This window comes from Streptomyces sp. NPDC052301 (assembly GCF_044593395.1).
GTDB lineage: Bacteria > Actinomycetota > Actinomycetes > Streptomycetales > Streptomycetaceae > Streptomyces.
In genome coordinates this window covers 394923-415396 of sequence record NZ_JBIUBE010000001.1, presented here as the reverse complement: position 1 = coordinate 415396, position 20474 = coordinate 394923, and the positions used below count along the sequence as shown (strand labels likewise).

The 20474-nt window shown below is 73.4% G+C and carries 20 protein-coding genes; 15 read left to right on the top strand and 5 right to left on the bottom strand.

The window, feature by feature from the left end; genetic code table 11:
* Positions 1 to 137: 137 nt before the first annotated feature.
* The 7 genes from ACIHEJ_RS01645 to ACIHEJ_RS01615 all read left to right on the top strand — a co-directional run bounded on the left by ACIHEJ_RS01645 (position 138) and on the right by ACIHEJ_RS01615 (position 9757).
* Positions 138 to 911 carry a (2Fe-2S)-binding protein gene (locus tag ACIHEJ_RS01645; protein ID WP_400131246.1) on the top strand — a complete coding sequence of 258 codons (774 nt, stop codon included), beginning with the start codon at positions 138 to 140 and terminating at the stop codon, positions 909 to 911.
* A 40-nt stretch (positions 912 to 951) separates the two neighbouring features.
* The gene (gene glgA, locus ACIHEJ_RS01640; RefSeq protein WP_400131245.1) at positions 952 to 2103 is read left to right on the top strand and encodes a glycogen synthase; all 1152 of its coding nucleotides are present in this window, start codon (positions 952 to 954) and stop codon (positions 2101 to 2103) included.
* A gap of 51 nt (positions 2104 to 2154) precedes the next feature.
* Positions 2155 to 3375 (top strand): glucose-1-phosphate adenylyltransferase, encoded by a 1221-nt coding sequence (gene glgC, locus ACIHEJ_RS01635; protein ID WP_400131244.1) that lies wholly within the window; start codon positions 2155 to 2157, stop codon positions 3373 to 3375.
* A gap of 16 nt (positions 3376 to 3391) precedes the next feature.
* Positions 3392 to 3706: a hypothetical protein gene (locus tag ACIHEJ_RS01630; protein ID WP_400131243.1), complete on the top strand. Its 315-nt coding sequence runs from the start codon at positions 3392 to 3394 to the stop codon at positions 3704 to 3706.
* A gap of 247 nt (positions 3707 to 3953) precedes the next feature.
* Positions 3954 to 6275: a GH92 family glycosyl hydrolase gene (locus ACIHEJ_RS01625; RefSeq protein WP_400131242.1), complete on the top strand. Its 2322-nt coding sequence runs from the start codon at positions 3954 to 3956 to the stop codon at positions 6273 to 6275.
* A 146-nt stretch (positions 6276 to 6421) separates the two neighbouring features.
* Entirely contained in the window at positions 6422 to 7753 is a 1332-nt protein-coding gene (locus tag ACIHEJ_RS01620) for a wax ester/triacylglycerol synthase family O-acyltransferase (protein ID WP_400131241.1), read from the top strand.
* Between the two features lie 492 nt (positions 7754 to 8245).
* A complete protein-coding gene (locus ACIHEJ_RS01615) occupies positions 8246 to 9757 on the top strand; it encodes an SDR family NAD(P)-dependent oxidoreductase (RefSeq protein WP_400131240.1) in 1512 nt (503 codons plus the stop codon).
* A gap of 90 nt (positions 9758 to 9847) precedes the next feature.
* On the opposite strand, the gene ACIHEJ_RS01610 is transcribed toward ACIHEJ_RS01615, so the two are convergent.
* Together ACIHEJ_RS01610 and ACIHEJ_RS01605 are read right to left on the bottom strand one after the other, a co-directional pair.
* Positions 9848 to 10714, bottom strand: coding sequence for an SDR family oxidoreductase (locus tag ACIHEJ_RS01610; protein WP_400131239.1), 867 nt, complete (start codon positions 10712 to 10714; stop codon positions 9848 to 9850).
* 59 nt (positions 10715 to 10773) lie between these two features.
* On the bottom strand, positions 10774 to 11181 hold the full coding sequence (locus ACIHEJ_RS01605; RefSeq protein ID WP_400131238.1) for a hypothetical protein: 408 nt from the start codon (positions 11179 to 11181) through the stop codon (positions 10774 to 10776).
* Positions 11182 to 11676: 495 nt separating this feature from the next.
* On the opposite strand from ACIHEJ_RS01605, the gene ACIHEJ_RS01600 reads away from it, so the two are divergent.
* Both ACIHEJ_RS01600 and ACIHEJ_RS01595 read left to right on the top strand, forming a co-directional pair.
* Positions 11677 to 11850, top strand: coding sequence for a hypothetical protein (locus ACIHEJ_RS01600; RefSeq protein ID WP_400131237.1), 174 nt, complete (start codon positions 11677 to 11679; stop codon positions 11848 to 11850).
* Between the two features lie 61 nt (positions 11851 to 11911).
* On the top strand, positions 11912 to 12397 hold the full coding sequence (locus ACIHEJ_RS01595) for a GNAT family N-acetyltransferase (protein WP_400131236.1): 486 nt from the start codon (positions 11912 to 11914) through the stop codon (positions 12395 to 12397).
* Here ACIHEJ_RS01595 and ACIHEJ_RS01590 read toward each other — a convergent pair.
* Together ACIHEJ_RS01590 and ACIHEJ_RS01585 are read right to left on the bottom strand one after the other, a co-directional pair.
* Complete coding sequence (locus ACIHEJ_RS01590) at positions 12394 to 13746, bottom strand: amidase (protein WP_400131235.1); 1353 nt, start codon at positions 13744 to 13746, stop codon at positions 12394 to 12396. The genes ACIHEJ_RS01595 and ACIHEJ_RS01590 overlap by 4 nt on opposite strands.
* Positions 13747 to 13787: 41 nt before the next feature.
* Entirely contained in the window at positions 13788 to 14288 is a 501-nt protein-coding gene (locus tag ACIHEJ_RS01585; RefSeq protein WP_400131234.1) for a hypothetical protein, read from the bottom strand.
* Positions 14289 to 14376: 88 nt separating this feature from the next.
* Here ACIHEJ_RS01585 and ACIHEJ_RS01580 point away from each other — a divergent pair, with 88 nt between their 5' ends.
* The 6 genes from ACIHEJ_RS01580 (at position 14377) to tsaA (ending at position 19239) form a co-directional block, all read left to right on the top strand.
* Positions 14377 to 14811: an ester cyclase gene (locus tag ACIHEJ_RS01580; protein WP_400131233.1), complete on the top strand. Its 435-nt coding sequence runs from the start codon at positions 14377 to 14379 to the stop codon at positions 14809 to 14811.
* Between the two features lie 107 nt (positions 14812 to 14918).
* Positions 14919 to 15803, top strand: a complete 885-nt coding sequence (locus ACIHEJ_RS01575) for a menaquinone biosynthetic enzyme MqnA/MqnD family protein (protein ID WP_400131232.1) — start codon at positions 14919 to 14921, stop codon at positions 15801 to 15803.
* 159 nt (positions 15804 to 15962) lie between these two features.
* Positions 15963 to 16901, top strand: coding sequence for an NAD-dependent epimerase/dehydratase family protein (locus tag ACIHEJ_RS01570; RefSeq protein WP_400131231.1), 939 nt, complete (start codon positions 15963 to 15965; stop codon positions 16899 to 16901).
* Positions 16898 to 17839, top strand: a complete 942-nt coding sequence (locus tag ACIHEJ_RS01565) for an RNA polymerase sigma-70 factor (protein ID WP_400131230.1) — start codon at positions 16898 to 16900, stop codon at positions 17837 to 17839. The genes ACIHEJ_RS01570 and ACIHEJ_RS01565 overlap by 4 nt, the downstream gene beginning before the upstream one ends.
* Positions 17840 to 17910: 71 nt before the next feature.
* Positions 17911 to 18462, top strand: coding sequence for a carboxymuconolactone decarboxylase family protein (locus ACIHEJ_RS01560; protein ID WP_400131229.1), 552 nt, complete (start codon positions 17911 to 17913; stop codon positions 18460 to 18462).
* A gap of 372 nt (positions 18463 to 18834) precedes the next feature.
* Positions 18835 to 19239 carry a tRNA (N6-threonylcarbamoyladenosine(37)-N6)-methyltransferase TrmO gene (gene tsaA, locus ACIHEJ_RS01555; protein ID WP_400131228.1) on the top strand — a complete coding sequence of 135 codons (405 nt, stop codon included), beginning with the start codon at positions 18835 to 18837 and terminating at the stop codon, positions 19237 to 19239.
* Positions 19240 to 19284: 45 nt separating this feature from the next.
* Here the strand turns inward: tsaA and ACIHEJ_RS01550 are convergent, their stop codons facing one another.
* A complete protein-coding gene (locus ACIHEJ_RS01550) occupies positions 19285 to 20346 on the bottom strand; it encodes a LacI family DNA-binding transcriptional regulator (RefSeq protein ID WP_400131227.1) in 1062 nt (353 codons plus the stop codon).
* Between the last annotated feature and the right edge of the window lie 128 nt (positions 20347 to 20474).

The following is a 20474-nucleotide window of genomic DNA, read 5'->3' as shown; positions in this document are numbered from 1 at the left end:
CCGTCGTCGTCCCTGAGCACGCCATGGGTCCTACTGCCGATGGAGTACACCGGCCGAGCGATCATCCCCTGGACGGGTGACGCGCGAGGAACACCCGGGCGACCGGCCCCCGAACGGGCCTGATACCACTGCTGGTCGTGGACCCCGACTCCGACCTCGACCCCGATCTCCGCCTGCTGCGCGCGCTCGGCGGCTTCTTCGTCCTGCGGGCGGCCCCGCCCGCGGCACGCGCCGCCGGCGCACCGGATGCCGGGCGGCCCCCGACGCTCGCACAGACCTACGCACCGGTGCCCGCCCGGGGCCGGCCGGACCCTCTGACGGCGCGTGTCCGCACGGTCGCCGGGCGGCTGCGCACCACCGAGCCGCGGGTCGCGGCCTCCGTCGCCCAGCAGGGGCTGGCCGCCCGGCTGTGGTCGGTGGCCCTCGGCTGCGCCGTCCTGTACGGCCGGCTGCCCGACCTGGACCCGCGCCTGCTGCGCTGGGACGCCCACGCGTCCGCCCCCGACGACCTGTGGCTCACCGAGGTGTGCCCGCGCCCCGGCGACGCGGCCGGCCTCGCCGACGCCGTACTCCACGCCCACCTGGAACCCCTGGCGCAAGCGCTGAGAGCCCGTTACGGCCTCGCCGCCGGGCTGTTGTGGGGCAACGCGGGCTCCGCACTCGCGGGAGCGGCCCGCGAACTGGACCGCTGGGCCCGCGCCCACGGCCGTACCGACGCGGCCGCCCGCACCCGCGCCCTGACGGACGGCCTCTTCGCCCACCCCCTCCTGCGCGCCACCGGCGCCCGCGCCGGCACCGCCTTCCGCCGCCGCAGCTGCTGTCTGTACTACCGGGTGCCCGGCGGCGGGGTCTGCGGCGACTGCTGCTTCACCCGGCCGCCGCGCTCTTCCCCAGGGGCCGTATCTGGGTGACCATGAAGGGGATCTGCCGCCGAGACCAGGGGGTTGTCGGGTGCGAGTGGGACTGCTGACCCGGGAGTACCCCCCGGACGTGTACGGCGGCGCCGGTGTCCATGTGGAGTTCCTCGCCCGCGAGTTGAGCTCCCTGGTCGACCTGGAGGTGCACTGCTGGGGCGAGGGCCGCGGCGTCGGCGTCGTACGCCACCGCCCGTGGCCCGTGCTCGACGGCTCCAACGACGCGCTGCGCACCTTCTCCGTGGACCTGTCCATCGCCGCCGCCCTCGAGGGCCGCGAACTCGTCCACTCCCACACCTGGTACGCGGGGCTCGCCGGCCACGTCGCCAAGCTGCTGTACGGCGTCCCGCACGTGGTGACCGCCCACTCCCTGGAGCCGCTGCGGCCCTGGAAGGCCGAGCAACTCGGCGGCGGGTACGCCCTGTCGGGCTGGGCCGAGCGTACCGCGATCGAGGCCGCCGACGCCGTGATCGCCGTGTCCGGGGCCATGCGCGAGGACATCCTCCGCTGCTACCCGGCGCTCGACGCGGCCAGCGTCCACGTCGTGCACAACGGCATCGACACCCACCTGTACCGCCCCGCCCACGGCACCGACGCCCTCCTCCGGCAGGGCATCGACCCCGGCCGCCCGTACGTGCTCTTCGTCGGCCGGATCACCCGGCAGAAGGGCGTCCCCCACCTGCTGCGCGCGGTCCGGGACATCGACCCGGCGGTTCAGGTCGTGCTGTGCGCGGGCGCGCCCGACACGCCGGAGATCGACCAGGAGTTCCGGGAGCTGTTCGCGGAGCTGAGCCGGGTCCGCGCGGGCGTGTTCTGGATCCCGCAGATGCTGCCGCGCCCCGAGGTGATCCAACTCCTCACGCGGGCAGCCGTGTTCGTGTGCCCGTCGGTGTACGAGCCGCTCGGCATCGTCAACCTGGAGGCGATGGCCTGCGGCACGCCCGTCGTGGCCTCACGGGTCGGTGGGATCCCGGAGGTCGTGGACGACGGACGCACCGGCGTCCTCGTGGACCCGGGCGACGGCTTCGAGGCGGGGCTCGCCCGGGCCCTGGACAGCGTCCTCGGTGACCCGGAGGCGGCCCGGCGGATGGGCGAGGCCGGACGGGAGCGCGCCGTCTCGGAGTTCGGCTGGGACGCCGTGGCCCGGCGGACGGCCGCCCTCTACGAGGAGATCCGCAAGCAGGCTTAAGCCGTACCGGGCAGGGGCAGCCATGGTTCAACCAGGGTGAGGGGAGCGGCCATGCGTCGTGGAGGGCCTTCCGTACTCGGGATCGTACTGGCGGGCGGCGAGGGCAAGCGCCTGATGCCGCTCACCGCGGACCGCGCCAAACCCGCGGTCACCTTCGGCGGCACGTACCGCCTCGTCGACTTCGTCCTGTCCAACCTGGTCAACGCCGACGTCCTGCGCATCTGTGTGCTGACCCAGTACAAGTCGCACTCGCTGGACCGGCACATCACCACCACCTGGCGGATGTCCAGCCTGCTCGGCAACTACGTCACCCCGGTCCCGGCCCAGCAGCGGCTCGGGCCGCGCTGGTACCTGGGCAGCGCCGACGCGATCCTGCAGTCGCTGAACCTGATCCACGACGAACAGCCCGAGTACGTGGCCGTGTTCGGCGCCGACCACGTCTACCGCATGGACCCGCGGCAGATGCTCCGGCAGCACATCGAGGGCGGTGCCGGGGTGACGGTGGCCGGCATCAGGGTGCCCCGCGCGGAGTCCTCCTCCTTCGGCGTCATCACCCCGGGCTCGGACGGCCGCAGCGTCCAGCGCTTCCTGGAGAAGCCCGCGGACCCGCCCGGACTGGCGGACGACCCCGAGTGCGTGTTCGCCTCGATGGGCAACTACGTCTTCACCACCAAGGCCCTCGTCGAGGCGCTGCACCGGGACGCCGAGGACAGCCAGTCGGTGCACGACATGGGCGGCTCGATCCTGCCGCAGCTCACCGCGCGCGGCGAGGCCCAGCTGTACGACTTCAGCGACAACCATGTGCCCGGCGAGACCACCCGCGACCAGGGCTACTGGCGGGACGTGGGCACCCTGGACGCCTACTACGAGGCCCACATGGACCTCATCGCCGAGCGCCCCGCGTTCAACCTGTACAACCGCCAGTGGCCCATCTACACGCACTCCTACCAGCTCTCCCCGGCGCGGTTCAACGCGGGCGGCATCGCGAGCGAGTCCATCGTCAGCGCGGGCTGCCTGATCCGCGGTCAGGTCAGCCGGTCGGTCCTCTCGCCGGGGGTCCGGGTCGACCCCGGCGCGGTCGTCCAGGGTTCGGTGCTGCACGACAACGTGCGCGTGGGCCGGGGCGCGGTGGTCCGCGGCGCGGTGCTCGACAAGAACGTGGAGGTCCCGCCCGGCGCGACGATCGGCGTCAACCCGGAACGGGACGCCGAGCTGTACACCGTCTCCAAGGGCGGGGTCATCGCCCTGGGCAAGGGCCGACGCGTGCCCTAGGGATAGGGTGCCCGGCATGCGGTGCTGGATATGCGGCTCCGGCCGGCTGAGCCCGGTCGGACAGCTCACCTCGGGGGAGCGCTCGTTCGAGCGGCTGCGGCTGAAGTTCCGCCGGCCGGGCCTCCTCAAGCCCCAGCCTACGTTCGAGGCCGGCTTCGCGCGGGCCTGCCGGGACTGCGGAGCGCTGGTCCCCTTCCTGGGCGAGCACGACCGGCAGGAGCTGGACGCGACCGCCGACGACCTGGCGGACGTCGAGGGCGCCCCGTCACGCCCCCGCGGTGTCTCCGACCGGCCGGAGCCGACCGATCGGGGCCCGCGTCCCCGGCCCTGACGTCCACGTCCCGGACCCCGGGTCCCCGTCACCGGCCTTGCCGGAGCCGGGCGTCGGCCGGGCGCGCACACGGCCGCGCGCTCTCAGCCACGAGGGTTTCCCGGCGCACGCCCCGGTGACCTTTGCCGTGCGGCTTCCGTTGCCTTGGCGCGACGCGTTTCGCGTAATCCCTGTGGGATGCCCGGATTTGCGTCGTGCGCCCTTCACGATGCAGGCAACGATGTCGAACCTTCGGAGGTCATCCGACATGAGAGGGACCCGGCGCACACGGCTGTGCCTGGCCGGGGTGATGGCAGCGTCCGCGCTGTTCGCCCACCCCGCAGCACGGGCCGCCGAGCGGACCGACGGCCACCTCACCGACCTGGTCAACCCCTTCATCGGGAGCCAGGACGAGGGCAACACCTTCCCCGGCGCGGCCGTGCCCTTCGGCATGGTGCAGCTTTCCCCGGACACCGGGCACATGACCGGTTACGACTACACGCAGAACCGTATCCGCGGCTTCTCGCTCGTCCACCTCTCGGGCGTCGGCTGCCGCATCGGCGGCGACCTGCCGGTGCTGCCCACCACGGGCGAGGTCGCACAGACGGACGACGCCCAGTACGCGGCGGGCTTCTCGCACGACGACGAGGAGGCGAGCCCCGGCTACTACCGGGTGGGCCTCTCCTCCGGCATCCGCGCCGAGCTGACCGCGAGCGAACGCACCGGCGTGCAGCGCTACACCTTCCCCGCCACCGACAAGGCCAACGTCCTGCTGAACGCGGCCCAGTCGCTGCACAAGGGGGTCTCCAGCACGGTGGAGATCCTCGACGACCACACCGTGCGCACCGAGATCACCGGGCACGGATTCTGCCGGGACACGGCGCCCTACACCGTCTACACCATCACCCGGTTCAGCCGGCCCTTCACCGCCTACGGAACCTGGGACGGCTCGACCCTCACGCCGGGCGCCCGCACCGGTCACGGCGGTGCCTACGTCCGCTTCGACACCACCCGGGACCGCACCGTCGAGGCGACCACCGCGCTGAGTTACGTCGACTCGGGCGGCGCCGCGACGAACCTGCGTGCCGAGGGCGGCCGCTCGTTCGACGCCGTGCGCGAGCGGGCCCGCGCGGCCTGGGAGGCCCGGCTCGCCGGCGTGCGCGTCCAGGGCGGTACGCCCACGCTCCGCCGGACCTTCTACTCCTCGCTGTACCGGTCGTTCCTCGCGCCCAACATCGGCGACGACGCCGACGGCCGCTACTTCGGCTGGGACCGCCGTACCCACCGCGCCAGGGGCTTCACGTACTACCAGAACTGGTCGCTGTGGGACACCTACCGCACCCAGGTCCAGCTCCTCGCCCTGCTGGCGCCGCGCGAGGCACGGGACATGGCCCGGTCGGTGGTCGCGATCGACGAGGACGGCGGCTGGCTGCCCAAGTGGGGCTACGGCCCGGTCGAGACGAACGTCATGAGCGGAGACCCGGTCACCCCCTTCCTGACCACCGCCTACCACATGGGCCTGCTCAAGGGGTTCGAGGGGCGGGCCTACCGGGCGCTGCGAAAGAACGCCGACGCCGTGCCGCCCGCCGAGTACCCGGGCATCGGCCGGGAGGCCGACGCCGAGTACCTGGCGAACGGCTTCGCCCCCTTCGACAAGGACCGCCCGCTGGCCAAGATGGGCGACTCCGACTATCACCACGGCGCCTCCGTGACCCTGGAGTACGCGCTCGCCGACGCCATGCTCGCCCAGATGGCCCGCGGCCTCGGGCACACGCACGACGCCGCCCGCTACGCCGCCCGGTCGCGCAACTACCGGAACATCTTCGACCCGTCGACCGGCTTCTTCCGCGCCCGCGACGCCTCAGGCGCCTTCACCGGGCCGGCCGACCCGGCGCGCGGCACCGGCTTCCACGAGGGCTCCCCGTGGCAGTACCAGTGGCTGGTCCCGCAGGACCTGCCCGGCATGGTCGCGCTGATCGGCGGCAAGCGCGCGGCCAACGACCGGTTGGACACCTTCTTCGCCTACGACAAGCTGCTCGCCGACCCCGCGAGGACCGCCCGTGAGGTGTGGGTGCACGGCGACCCGTACGCCTACTACAACGCGGCCGTGTACAACCCGATGAACGAGCCCGACCTCATCGCGCCGTACACCTACCTCGCCACCGGGCAGCCCTGGAAGACCACGGACGTGGTGCACGCGGCGCTGACCCTGTTCACCGACGGCCCCACCGGCATGACCGGCAACGACGACCTCGGCACGATGTCCGCCTGGAACGTGCTGTCGTCCATCGGCCTCTTCCCGATCCAGCCCGGCTACGACACCTGGGGCCTGTCCACTCCGGTCTTCGACCGCGTCGACCTCACCCTGGACCGCCGCTACTGGCCGAGCGGCGGTCTGACGGTCACCGCGCCCGGCACCTCCGCCGCCGACCGCTACGTCCAGACCGTCCGCACCGACGGCACACCGCACGGGCGGACCTATCTGACGACGGGTGCGCTGCGCTCCCTGCGCTCGCTCGCGTTCACGGTCGGCTCGCGCCCGTCAGAGTGGGGTACGTCACCCGAGGCGGCGCAACCCGTCCTGAGGTGACCTCACCTTTCACCTGGGTACCGCCCCTTTCGACAGGGGCGGGACTTAATCTGCTGTTAACTGAGCGTAGCCTGATCGTACTTGACCGTAATCGGCTGACAGAGATTGACTGCAGATCCACCCTTCGTCGACGTGCGAGGCAAGCTTTGACTTCCGACCTGCTCGCTCCCCTCGACCTCGCCTTCTGGAACATGGAGTCCGACCGGCACCCCATGCACCTCGGCGCGCTCGGTGTCTTCGGCGCGCACTCGCCCACCGCCGGTGCCCACGCCGCCGACCTGCTCGCCGCCCGTGCCGCCGCCGTGCCCGGGCTGCGCCTGCGTATCCGCGACGTCTGGCAGCCGCTCGCCTTCGGCGGTGCGACCCGAGAGCCCGACCCCGACTTCGATCCGCTCAACCACGTACGGCTGCACGCCCCGACCGCCGACTTCCACGCGCTCGCCGGGCGGCTGATGGAGCGCCCGCTGGAGCGCGGCCGGCCGCCGTGGGAGGCGCATGTGCTGCCCGGCGAGGACGGGGTGTCCTTCGCGGTGCTGTTCAAGTTCCACCACGCCCTCGCCGACGGGCTGCGCGCGCTGAAGCTCGCCGCCGGCGTCCTCGACCCGGTGGACCTGCCCGAGCGGGCGCCCCGGGCCCTGGAGCCGCCGAGGGCTCTGCTGCCCGACGTGCGCAGGCTGCCCGGGCTGATCCCCGGGCTGGTCAAGGGCGCGCTGTCCGATGTGGGCCGGGCCCTGGACATCGGTGCCTCGCTCGCGCGGTCGACCCTCGGCATGCGGCCGTCCTCCGCGCTGACCTCCGCGCCCAGCGGCACCCGTCGTACCGCCGGGGTCGTCCTCGACATCGACGACGTGCACCGCGTGCGCAAGAGCGTCGGCGGCACCGTGAACGACGTGCTCATCGCCGTCGTCGCCGGTGCGCTGCGCCGCTGGCTGGACGAACGCGGCGACGGCAGCAAGGGAGTCGCGCCGCGCGCGCTGATCCCCGTCTCGCGGCGCCGGCCGCGCACCGCCCACCCACAGGGCAACCGGCTCTCCGGGTACCTGATACGGCTTCCGGTGGACGAACCCGACCCGCTCCACCGCCTCGCCGGCGTGCGCACCGCGATGATCCGGAACAAGGACGCGGGGCCCAACCGGGGGGCCGGCGCGGTCGCGCTGCTCGCCGACCACGTCCCGGCCCTCGGCCACCGGCTCGGCGGACCCCTCGTCGGCCAGGCGGCCCGGCTGTGGTTCGACATCCTCGTCACCAGCGTGCCGTTGCCGGGTCTGGGACTGAGGCTGGGCGGTCAGGAGCTGACCGAGGTGTACCCGCTGGCGCCGCTCGCACCGGGCCAGGCGCTGGCGGTGGCGATCTCGACGTACCGCGGCCGTGTGCACTACGGGCTGGTCGCCGACGCGCAGGCGGTGCCGGACCTGGACGTGTTCGCCCGGGCGGTGTCGGACGAGGTGGAGCTGCTGCTGGAGATCTGCGACGCCTGAGTCCCGGCCCACGGCCGGCCGGGGGCCCCACCCGCCCCACCCGTGCACCTCGTCGCCGCCGGGTGCGGGCGGCCCCCGCGCCCGGCGCGCCCGCCGACGAGCGTCGACGACCGCCGACGGATCCGTGGGGCGGGACGGGCGGACCGGGCCGCGCTCACCGGGGGAGCGGGCGCTTCGGTCCGGGCGCTCCCGTGGCGGTGCGGGGGTCCCGTGGCGGTGCGGGGGTCCCGGAGCGGCCGGTCACCGACGGCGCCCCTCGGAGGCGAAGCCCGCTCACCCCCCGGCGCGACCCACGAACCGCCCCCCACCGACGGCAGGCCCGTACCCGCGGCGCCGCCCGCGCGGACGACGCCACCGGCCGGCTGCAGCCGGCGGCGGGCATCCCCGGACGGAACGGGTTTGGCGGGGGGTCTGTCCGCTCCGTAGAATTCCGCGTTCGAAAGCGGGCGCGAGTCGGAGCGCTGCGCGGGTGATCAGGGAAGCGGCAGCGCGATGACGGTGACAGAGGACGGCTCCATGGCCCCCATGGCCTCCATGACCACGGACGAGGTGGTCTACGGGCCGGGCATCGACCCCGAGCGGCTGGCCGTCTGCCTGAGCGTGCTCGAGGAGCTGGACAGCCTCGAGGTCGACCACCCGGACGCGATCACGGTCCGCCGGGCCACCTCGGCCATCTACCGCACGGTCAAGCAGCGCCGACGCCAGGAGCGCCGGGCCGCCAAGACCGCGCACGACAAGGCGGTCACCGAGGCCACCGCCACCGGCTCCGCCGAGCGCATCGACGACGAGACCGAGGGCATCCTGCCCTCCTCCAAGATCGAGGAGGGCAGGATCGCGGGCATACTCCAGCGCCCCCGTTCCTGCTACATCTGCAAGCAGCGCTATGTCGAGGTCGACTACTTCTACCACCAGCTCTGCCAGAAGTGCGCCGCCGAGAACCGCGCCAAGCGGGACGCGCGGGCCGACCTCACCGGCAAGCGCGCCCTGCTCACCGGCGGCCGGGCCAAGATCGGCATGTACATCGCGCTGCGCCTGATCCGCGACGGCGCCCACACGACCGTCACCACCCGCTTCCCCAAGGACGCCATCCGCCGGTTCAAGGCGATGGAGGACTCGGCGGACTGGATCCACCGCCTGGAGGTCGTCGGCATCGACCTGCGCGACCCGGCGCAGGCCGTGGCCCTGGCCGAGCAGGTCACCGAGGCGGGCCCGCTCGACATCCTGATCAACAACGCGACGCAGACCGTGCGCCGTCTGCCCTCCGCCTACGCGGCCCTGGTCGAGGGCGAGAGCGCCCCGCTGCCCGCCGGTGAGCTCCCCGCGCACCACGTGATCGGCGCCTTCAACTCCGGCGCCGTCGACGGCATCGCCGCGCTGCCCGTCGGCACCAGCGGCCTGGACGCGCAGAAGGTCGCCGACCTCGCCCTCGTCGCGGGCAACGCCAGCATCGCCCGGCACGTCGAGGGCACCGCCATCGACGCCGGCGGCCTCGTTCCCGACGTCGTCGACACCAACACCTGGGTGCAGACCATCGACCAGATCTCGCCGGTCGAGCTGCTCGAGACCCAGCTGTGCAACTACACGTCGCCGTTCATCCTGATCAGCGCCCTGCGCCCGGCGATGGCGGACGCCGCGAAGAAGGCCGCCAGCGGCCGTGCGTACGTCGTCAACGTCTCCGCGATGGAGGGCGTCTTCAGCCGCGGCTACAAGGGCGCCGGACACCCGAACACCAACGCCGCGAAGGCCGCCATGAACATGGTCACGCGGACCAGCGCCGACGAGATGTTCGAGACGGACGGCATCCTCATGACCTCCGTCGACACCGGCTGGATCACCGACGAGCGTCCGCACTACGACAAGCTGCGCCTCGCCGAGGCCGGCTTCCACGCCCCCCTGGACCTGGTCGACGGCGCCGCCCGCGTCTACGACCCGATCGTGCGCGGCGAGGCCGGCGAGGACCTGTACGGCGTCTTCATGAAGGACTACGCGCCCGGCAAGTGGTGAGCGCGCCGGGAAACTCCTGGCCGGTACGGCCGCCCGCGTCCCAGGGTGAAGCGGCCGTACCGGGTGCCCGGTGCGCGGGCGACGCGTTCTTCATGGTCGTGATCCATCCGCAGACCCCATGGGACTGCCGGCCCTCCGGGGCCGGCGCGCCGCCGCAGGGACCTCGGGCACCCGGCGCAGCCGTTCGTGCACGGCGTACGCCCCCGCGCCGGAGGCGGCCCGCACCCGGGTCCCGCCGTCCACCAGCAGATCCGCCCCGGTGATCCACTCGGCCTGGTCCGACACCAGCCACACCACGGCCCGCGCCACGTCCTCGGGCTCCCCGATCCGCCCGAGCGGCAGTCCCGCCGCCACCTCCTCCTCGCCCGCCTCCCACACGAACCGCGCCATGTCGGTACGGACGAGACCGGGCGAGACGGAGTTCACCCGTACCCCGGGCGCCAGTTCCCCCGCCAGCTGCCGGGTGAGATGGAGCAGTGCAGCCTTGGTGGTGCCGTAGGCGCCCACGTGCGGCCCCACGTGCCCGGCGCCCTCGGTGCACACGTTGACGACGGCCCCGCCGTGCTCGCGCATCCAGCCCCGCCACGCGCACTGCACCAGCCGCAGCGGGGCCTGCACGTTGACGGCGAACGCCTCCCGCCACGCGTCCGGGTCGGCGTCCGTCAGCGGCCCGTACGGCAGGTTCGTCGCCGCGTTGTTGACGAGCACGTCCAGCCGCCCGAACGCGCGCAGCACCAGCGCCGTCACCGCCTCGGGATGCCCCGGGTCGGCCACGCTCCCGGCCAGCCCGATCCCGCCCAGCTCGGCGGCCGTCCGCCGCACCTGAGCCGGGTCCCGCGCGGTCACGCACACCAGCGCCCCGGCCGCCGACAGCGCCCCGGCGACCGCGCGCCCGATCCCGCGCGTCCCCCCGGTGACCACGGCCACCCTGCCGCTCAGCCCGTCCGACGACGTCATCGCCGTACCGTCTCATGACGGGCCGTCGGCCACCAGGGGCATGAGGCGGCAGCGGGGCGTCAATCGACCGCGCCGAGACGGGAGTTGCGGGCCGCCACCAGTTCCAGCACCGTGCGCCAGTCCTCCAGCACGCCCGCGTCGAAGCCCGCCGTGCGGCTCTCCTCGTCCGCCTGGCGCAGCCGCAGCACGTCGTCGTCGGCGGGGGCCGTGGGGTCGCGGTCACCGCGCACCAGCCGGAACACCCGCTCCCCGAGCAGGGCGCGCACCGCCTCGGCCGCGCAGCGCGCCCGCACCGCCTCGTCGTCGCCCGGGCACAGCACCGGTCCGATGCCGTGGACCAGCCCCGCCACCTGGAGCTCCTTGTCGGCGGGGCGGCCACGGCGCAGCAGCGCGGCGGTCCGCAGCGCGCGCTGGTGCCGGCCGGCGTACAGCAGATCCATCAGCTCCTCGACGCTGCGCAGCTCCATGCGTCAGTCCTTCCGCGAGACAGCCGTTCCCGCACGCCAGCAGATCATGGCCAGCTTGCGCCCCGGCCAACGGCACCTGAACTGCACCACGCCTGGCCGCCGGAGCCGAACCATGCTCGAAGGTGTGTACGCGGATATAGGCCGAGTGGGTGATTCCGCCTCTCGCGTGAGTGATGCGCCTTGAGGTAAATAACGGCATATCGAGGCGTATTGACGGATGCGCGAAACGCGATAGTTACACCTTGTTTGCACTCCCTATCGAGCGGATGCCCGCTCATTTGGTTAATCTGGAGGGGACGGACAGCAGTACGGGGTCCCACCCACACCCACGGTCCGTCCCGGGGCGAGCCGGCGGACACCGGTCTGCTCCGACACGAGAAAACCGGCGCCACCGCGCCCGAACTGGCCTTCCACCCAGACCCGAGCGGGCGCCGAGCAGCGAAGCGCAGGCTGTCCGGTATGCCCGAGGGTGACCCGACACATAAGGAGTGCGCGGTGACACCGGAGAAGACGAAACGCGAAAAGCGCCCCGAGGAACACACGGAGCGCGTGGGCCGCAGGCCCGGAGAACTGGGCAGCCTGGACGTGTGGGCCCGGTCCGCCCCGATCCGCCTCGCGGGATACGAAGAAGACCTCGCCGAGCCGCACATCCTCCCGAGCGTGGACTGACCCGGGGCCCGCACCGTCGCGATCGCCGCAGGCATGGGCGTGACATGACAGACTCGCGCCCATGCTGATCAGAGAAGCCGTGGCCGCGGACTGGCCGCGGATCTGGCCCTTCTGGCACCGGATCGTCGCCGCCGCCGAGACCTACGCATGGGACCCCGACACCTCTCAGGAGGCGGCCCGCGAGCTGTGGATGAGCCCGGCCAAGCGTGTCTACGTCGCCGAGGACCCCACCGGCACGGTCGTGGGCTCCGCCTACCTCACCCCCAACTACGGCGGCCCCGCCTCCGGCGTGGCGAACGCGGGCTTCATGGTCGACCCGGACCACGCCGGCCGCGGTGCAGGCCGCGCCCTCGCCACCCACCTCCTCGCCGAGGCGAAGGCCCAGGGCTACCGCGCGATGGTCTTCAACGCCGTGGTGGAGACCAACCCCGCGGTCGGCCTGTGGACCTCCCTCGGCTTCACGATCCTGGGCACGGTCCCGGAGGCGTACGCACACCCGCGGCACGGCCGGGTGGGGCTGCACATCATGTACAAGGCCCTGGACTAGGCGGGCAGCGAGCCCTCCGCCGTCCGCCGCCACGGGCGCAGCTCCTGGAGTTCCTCCGCCAGGTCCAGCAGGGCCGCCTCCGTGCCCGGGCGGCCCACGAGCTGCACCGCGCAGGGTGCGCCCGAGGGCAGGGCGCCGAAGGGCACCGACATCGCCGGCCAGCCCGTCAGGTTCCAGGGCGGGGTGAAGGGCGAGTAGGCGGTGTTGGCCAGGATGTTCCGCAGCCAGCCGCGCCGGTGCCACGGAGCCGCCGTGGGGGAGCGGCGGGCGAGGGCCGGGGTCAGCAGGACGTCGTGCTCGGTGAAGAAGGGGGTCAGCCGGGCGCGCAGGCGCTCACGCCCGTCGCCGGTGCGGACCGCGTGCACGAAACGGCGGCCCACGCTCGCGTGCACCCGGGTGCGCCGGGCCAGCAGCGCCGGATCGAGGCCCTCGGCGTCCACCGCCGTACCGGCCGTCCAGTGCTGGAGCGCGGTCACGCCCAGGGAGAGCGGATACGGCGGCTCGGCGCGCCGGACCCGGTGCCCGGCCCCGGCCAGCAGCCCGGCCGCCTGCCGTACCGCGGCCGTGTACGGCCTGCTCACGGCGACCCCGGCGAGCGGGCTGCGCAGCGCGACGGCGATCCGTCGGCGCTCCGGCTCCCGCGCCCGGGCGAATCCCGTGTCCGCGAGGACGCCGAGCGTCAGCCGCAGGTCCTCGACCGTCGTGGCCAGCGGACCGTTCTCCGCCATGCCGAACCAGTCACCGTTGCCGATCCCGGCCGGCACCACCCCGTGCCCCGGCTTCAGCGTGACCAGCCCGCAGTTCGCGGCCGGGATGCGCAGCGAGCCCATCCCGTCGTTGCCGAGCGCGACCGGCACCAGCCCCGCGGCGACCGCGGCCGCGCTGCCGCCGGACGAACCGCCCGCCGTGCGTGTGGTGTCCCAGGGATTGCGCGCGGTGCCGTACACGCCCTCCGTGGTGCCGAAGACGCACAGTTCGGGCACGTTCGTCAGGCCCACGACCACCGCGCCGGCCGCCCGCAGCCGGGCCACCGTGACATGGTCCTCGGCGGCCGGGGTGTCGGGGGTGGCGGCGGAGCCGTCCCGGTGCGACTCACCGCGCACCGCCAGGTTGTCCTTCACGGCCAACGGGACGCCCGCGAGCGGAAGCCGGGCCAGATCGGAGCGGGCGGACAGCTCGTCCGCCTCGGCGAGCGCCGCCTGCGCCCGCACCGTGCGGAACGCCCCGATCCGCCCGTCGAGCCGCTCGATCCGCGCGAGGTGCTCGGCCACCACCTCCCGCGGTGTCACCCGCTTCTCCCGCACGGCGGCGGCGATCTCGGCGGCACTCCGCCCGGCCCAGTCGGCCACGGGCCCTCCTCGGTCAGTCGTCGGCTACTCGCTGGTACGCATCACGGCGCAGGGAGAACTGTGCCTGGCCGCAAGCGGTACGTCGAGGGGGCGGCGGCACCGATGTGCCCCCAAGCGGCCGCACGCTGATGGACCAGGGTCCGTCCGCGCGGGCGCGGATCACACAGGGTCCGGGCAGGGTGGAGCACGTCGGAGGCGGGCCTGTGTTCCTCCGCGGTGACGGGCGGGGCCGCGGCGAGCGGCGACGTCCCGGCGGTCCAGGGGCCGTCGGCCTGGACCCGGAGCGCGTGGACACGTGCGTCGGGGGTGCTGACGAGGAATCGGCCGGTGAACGGGCCGTCCGCGCAGCCGAGCCGGCCGAGGGAGCGCAGGCGTCCGGCCGGCGCGTCCAGCAGGCGGTGCCGCGGCACCTGGTGGGTGAAGGTGAGGACGCCCGGCTCGGGGTGTGCGGGGAGCCGTACGACCTGGGTGCCGTGTCCGGCACTTCCTCGCGCTCCCCCGCCGTCCGGCGTGCCGACGGCCGGCACCGTACGGGGAGACACCCCGGCGAGGACCGGGGCCGCGTCACATTCCCGGCGGCTGTGTCGTCCTACTGGTGAGACATCGTCCAGCACGTGGAGGTAAGACAGCATGTCGGCAGCCGGGGCAACGAGCAGCACCGCGACGCTCCACCGCTTCCACTCCGCCGTGAACAGCGGCGACCCGGGGATCATCGCGAAGGCCATCGACGAATTCGTCGCACCGGACGTGCTCTTCCACGCGCCGGTGCCGATGGGCGCGACGGGGGCGGAGGCCCTGAAGCGGGTGTGGGAGGTGCTCCTGCGCGCGTTCCCCGACCTTCGCGTCACCGTCGAGGAGACGATCACGGAGGGCGACAAGATCGTCTCCAGGAACACGGTGACCGGGACCCACCGGGGCGAGTACCGGGGCCTGCCGCCCACCGGGAAGACCGTCACCTACGACGAGATCTTCGTCTTCCGCTTCGCCGACGGGCGGATCGCCGAGATCCGGGGCGTCGTCGACGTCCTCACGCAGCTGCGTCAGCTCGGCGCCCTCCCGTCCTGACGAGGCCCGCGGGCGGCTGCGGCGGGGGCATCCGGCTCTCGGGCGACGGGCGCGGGCCTGTCCGCAAACCCACCGCAAGCTCCACGTCCCCGTCGTAGCATTCCGCCGTGGAGATCGCACACGACGCCGACCGTGAGCGGCGCCGCCCGCGTCTGGGGCACACCGGGTTTCTCGACTGCGTGCCGCTGTACTGGGGGCTCGCCCGCACCACGGCGCTCCTGGACGTCGACCTGGTCGCGGACACCCCGGACCGTCTCGCCCGGCGGCTGCTCGCGGGCGATCTCGACATCGCGGCGGTGCCCGCCGTCACCTACCTGCGGCACAGTGAAGAACTCCTCGCACTGCCCGGCATCGCCTCCGGAAGCGACGGGCCGATGATGTCGTCCGTGCTGGTCAGCAACGTCGGCATGGACGAACTGCACGGCGCCGACGTCGCGTTGGCTCCCGCCGGACCCACCTCCCGGCGGCTGGCGCGGCTGCTGCTGGAGGAGCGGTACGGCGTGGTCTCACGGTACGTGCCCGGCTCCCGGGACCCGGTCTCCGCCCTCCACGGCGCGGACGCCGCGGTGCTGTTCGGGGACGCGGCGCTGGACGCCGTGGTGTCCCGGGACCGGACGCCCTGCGGGCCGCGGGTGTACGACCTCGCCGGGCTGTGGCGCGAGTGGACCGGTCTGCCGTTCGTCTTCGCGGTCTGGGCGGTGCGCCGCGAGTGGGCCCGGCGCCGGCCGGACGCCGTCACGGCGGCGCACCGCGGTCTGCTGGCCGCCCGCGACCTCGCCCGCGCCGAGAACGCCGAGCTCGCCGCGCGCACCGCCCGCTGGGAGCCGTACGACGCGCCCACGCTGGAACGCTACTTCGGCAGCGCGCTGGACTACTCGTTCGGGCCGCGCCAAGTGGCCGGGCTCACGGAATTCGCCCGCCGTACCGGCCACGGTGTCCCGGCTCCGGTGTCGGGCGAGTGGTTCGCCGGGGTGGGCGACGACGTGCGATGAGGTGACCGCGGCAGGCCGATTCCGGGCCTCTTCAGGTCCGGGAGCCGGTGTTTCCTCCCGGCGACGCGCCGGCGGTGCCCGCGGTGTTCGCCGCCGATGTCACAGGCTGCGGGGCTGTCTCGTCTCGGGTGCAGAGATACGCATCCGAAGCGGAAGGTGATGGTCATGCGGGTTTTCGTGGCAGGCGGAACCGGGGTGCTGGGGCGGCGGCTGGTTCCGCAGCTCGTGGCCCGCGGGCACCAGGTGACCGCGACGACGACGAGTGCGGCCAAGCTGGGTCTGCTGCAGCGGCTGGGCGCGGAAGGGGTCGTCATGGACGGCCTGGACGCTGCTTCTGTCGGCGAGGCGGTGGCCCACGCCCGGCCGGACGTGATCGTGCACCAGATGACCGCGATCTCCCCGGCGCACGCCGGCAAGCCCGACCTCAAGCACATGGACCGCTGGTTCGCCACCACCAACCGGCTGCGGACCGAGGGGACGGATCACCTGCTGGCCGCCGCCGAAGCGACCGGCGTGTCCCATGTCGTCGCCCAGAGCTACGCCAACGGCAACGGCATCCGGGAAGGCGGCTGGGTGAAGACCGAGGAGGACCCGACGGACCCGATGCTGGGGACGTCCGCCGCGCCGGGAATGGCGGCGGTCCGCCACGTCGAGGAGATGGTCCTCGAGGCCGGTGGGGCGGCCCTGCGCTACGGCGGGTTCTACGGGCCGGGTGCCACCGACGACCAGGTGGATCTGATCCGCAAGCGTCAGTTCCCGCTGGTCGGGCGGGCTACGGGCTACAGCTCGTGGGTGCACCTCGACGACGCGGCGAGCGCGACCGTCCTGGCGGTGGAGCAGAAGGCGCGAGGCATCTTCAACATCGTCGACGACGAGCCGGCCCCGGCCAACGACTGGCTGCCCTATCTGGCCGCGTGCGCGGGCGCGAAGAAGCCGATGCGGGTTCCCGTATGGCTGGCGAAGCTGTTCGCCGGTGAGGTGGCGGTGCTCATGATGACCGAGGGGCGCGGCTTCTCCAACGCCAAAGCCAAGCGCGAACTCGGCTGGGAACTGCGCTACCCGTCGTGGCGGCAGGGCTTCAAGGAGGAGCTGGCATGACGCGGACCGAGGAGTTCGAGGAGCTGCGGCCACTGCTGTTCTCGATCGCCTACCGGATCCTGGGCAGCGTGAGCGAGGCCGAGGACGCGGTCCAGGAGACCTGGCTGCGCTACCAGGCCTCCCCGACGCAGCCCGCCTCCGCCAAGTCGTTCCTGTCGGCCGTGGTCACCCGGGTCTCCATCGACGTGTTGCGGTCGGCCCGGGTGCGGCGGGAGGAGTACGTCGGGCCGTGGTTCCCCGAGCCGCTGCTCGAAGACCCCTACGAGGACCCCGAGCGCTCGGCGGAGCTGGCCGACTCGCTGTCGATGGCGGCGCTGCTGCTGCTCGAGCGGCTCACCCCGCTGGAGCGAGCGGTCTTCGTGCTGCGGGAGGTGTTCGCCTTCGGCTTCCCGGAGATCGCGTCGGCCGTGGGCAGGTCGGAGGCGGCGTGCCGACAGCTCACCGTGCGGGCGCGCCGCCACATGGACGCGGGCCGGCCGCGGTTCGAGGCCGACCGGCGCGAGCGCGAGGAACTCGCCGAGCGGTTCTTCGACGCCTTCCGCGAGGGAGACGTCGACGCGCTGCGGGAAGTGCTCGCCGCCGACGTGCACATGGTCGGCGACGGCGGCGGCAAGGCCCCGCTGTGGGGCAGGGAAGGCGCCTTCGGTATCGACGAGGTGGCCCGCCGGATCGCCGTCTTCGCCCCGTTGTTCACCGGGGTCGGCGGCGTCGTGGAGCTGCACGAGGTCAACGGTCAGCCCGGCGCGATCCTCCGGGCGCGGAACGGCGAGATCCTCGGCGCCTGGGCGCTGGACGTCCTCGACGGCCGGATCCAGGCCGTCCGTGTCGTCATCAACCCCGACAAGCTCCGGCACATGGGCCCGGTCGCGGACGCCTGGGCGATTCTCCGCGAGGCGGGCGGGACACGCCGAGCCACGGAGCGGCCGGTCGGCGCCTGACACGGCGGTCGTCACATCCGCGGTTCCCGCGGTGTCTTCATGACGGACGAACACTTCTACAGGAGGACAGCATGACCTTGCGCGTTCCGAAGGCGGAGCTTCCCGCCGAACTCGCCGAAACCATGATCAAACAGCTCGGTGCCGTGCCCGAGCCCGTCGAGGCGGCGTGGCACAGCCCCGGGGTCGCCACGTCCAACCTGGAGTTCGGCGGCAAGGTGAGTACGTGGGATGCGGCCGACGCGAGTCTCAAGTCGTTCGCACACATGGCCGTCGCGGCGCAGGTCGGCTGCAGCTGGTGCCTCGACGTCGGCTACTTCCAGGCGCAGAACGAGAACCTGGACCTCGCCAAGGCGAGCCAGGTGCCGCGCTGGCGGGAGTCGGAGGTGTTCACCCCGCTGGAGCGGGACGTCCTCGAGTACGCCGAGGCCATGACGAACACGCCGCCCACCGTCACCGACGAGCTGTACGCCGGTCTGCTCGACCGGCTCGGCCCGGCGGCGATGGTCGAGCTCACCGCGTACATCGCCTTCGTCAACATGGCGACCAGGAACAACAACGCGAACGGGGTCACGTCGCAGGGCTTCTCCGATGCCTGCGAGATTCCGCTGGCCACGCGACCGTAGTCCTGCGCGGCCCCCGAGCGGCCGAGCACCGTCCGCCGCGCGCCCGAGCCGGTCGACCGGTGCGCCTCCGAACGCGTCCGATCGCGTCCACGGGGCGTTCCGGGGACGCGGGGTCAGCGCCGACGGACCTGCCGCGGTCCGCCGCCGTGCGGACCGGTGCCTGCGCTTCGCGCGGGACGACGGCTTGCAGCGGAGCCGAGCCGGACGGGTGTGTGACCTGAGGCGGCACAGGGCGCCGGCGTCCGCGATGCGGATGGCCGCGACGGCTATGATCCGGCGTCCTGGAGGGCGTGACGCGCCAAAGCCCTGACGGCCACCGGCCCGGCCTCGCGTCCGCGAGGCCGGGCCGGCTCAGGAAAGGACCCGTAGCTCTTGACCGCGTACACGTTGCGCCCGATCGGGCGCGTCGAGTCGACGCTGACCGATCGGGCGGCGGCACCCCGGCAGCCCGACGAGGGAGCCCCCGACGCCTGGCTCGTCTTCGACGACCGGTACGCCCCCGCTCTGGAAGGCCTGAACCCGGGCACCGACGTGGTCCTGCTCACCTGGCTCGACCGCGCCGACCGCGACACGCTCACCGTGCACCCGCGCGGCGACGCCACCCGGCCACGCGCGGGCGTGTTCGCCACCCGCGCTCCCGACCGGCCCAACCCGATCGGCCTGCACGCCGTCCGCATCCTCGCGATCGCGGACACGCGCGTGCACGTCCGCAACCTCGAAGCTCTCGACGCGACCCCGATCCTGGACGTCAAACCGCTCCTCGCAGAGGGGTGTTGACAGCCGTGCACGGGGAGAACCCATGAGCCGTCGCGGACTCCCGGGCTACCCGTCCTCCCCGCGCCTCGCGGCCACCGGGCCCGTGCTGCCCCGTCCCGTCAGCCGCGGCACCGGCACCCCCACCGAGCGGGCCGCGTCCCCGTCCAGCAGGGCCAGCAGCTCCCGTGCCGCCGTCCGGCCGAATTCCACGCTGTCCCGGGACAGCGCCGACAGCCGAGGGGTGACCATGCGGCACAGGGCCGAGTCCTCCCAGGAGACCACCGACACGTCCCGCGGGACCCGGAAGCCGCGTTCGAGGGCGGCGGCGACACCGGCCACGGCCATCACGTCGTTGTCGTAGATCAGCGCCGTCGGGGCGGGACGGTCGCCGAGGACACGGCGGGTGACCGCGGCGCCCTGGGCGTCGGAGTAGTCGGTGGTGACCGAGCGGACCTCGCCGAGACCGCGCCGGTCCGCCTCCGCGCGCAGGGTGGCGACACGGCGCTGGGTGTGGGCCAGGTCGGGCAGGCCGGCGATGTGCACGATCCGGCGATGACCGAGCGCCGTCAGCTCGTCCACCACGGAGGCCATCGCGCCCGCGTCGTCCGCCCAGACCGTCGACAGACCGGGATGGCGGACATCCGGAGCGCCGCCGATCACGACCGCCGGCAGGCCCAGCTCGTCCAGCAGGCCGGGCCGCGGGTCGGCGGCGCGCGGGTCGGCCACCAGCACACCGTCCACCCGGTGCTCCGCCCACCATCGCCGGTACACCGCGCACTCCTCGGCCACGTCCTCCGCCACCTGGAACAGCAGGCCCAGATGGCGCTCGGCGAGCACCTCCTGGATGCCGGAGACCAGCTGGAGGAAGAACGAGTCGACGCCCAGGGTGTGCGCGGGCCGGGCGAGGACGAAGCCGACGGTGGCCGCGCCCTCGCCGGACAGCGCGCGGGCGGCCGTGCTGGGCCGCCAGCCGAGCTGCTCGGCGACCCGGTGCACCCGGGCACGCGTGACCTCCGAGACGCCCGGCCGGCCGTTGAGCGCGAAGGAGACGGCGCTCTCGGAGACGCCGGCCCGCCGCGCGATGTCCTTCATCGTGGGCCGGCGGGCAGGTGATCGCTTCTCCGGCAACGCGGTGCTCCCTTTCGCCCGGGGACGGTTCACGCCATCTGCTAATGCGCTTGAGTGCACTTACCCTAAAGCGCATTAGCGATCGACGGCAATAGTCTCAACACACCCGGCTGACCAGGGAGTTCAGG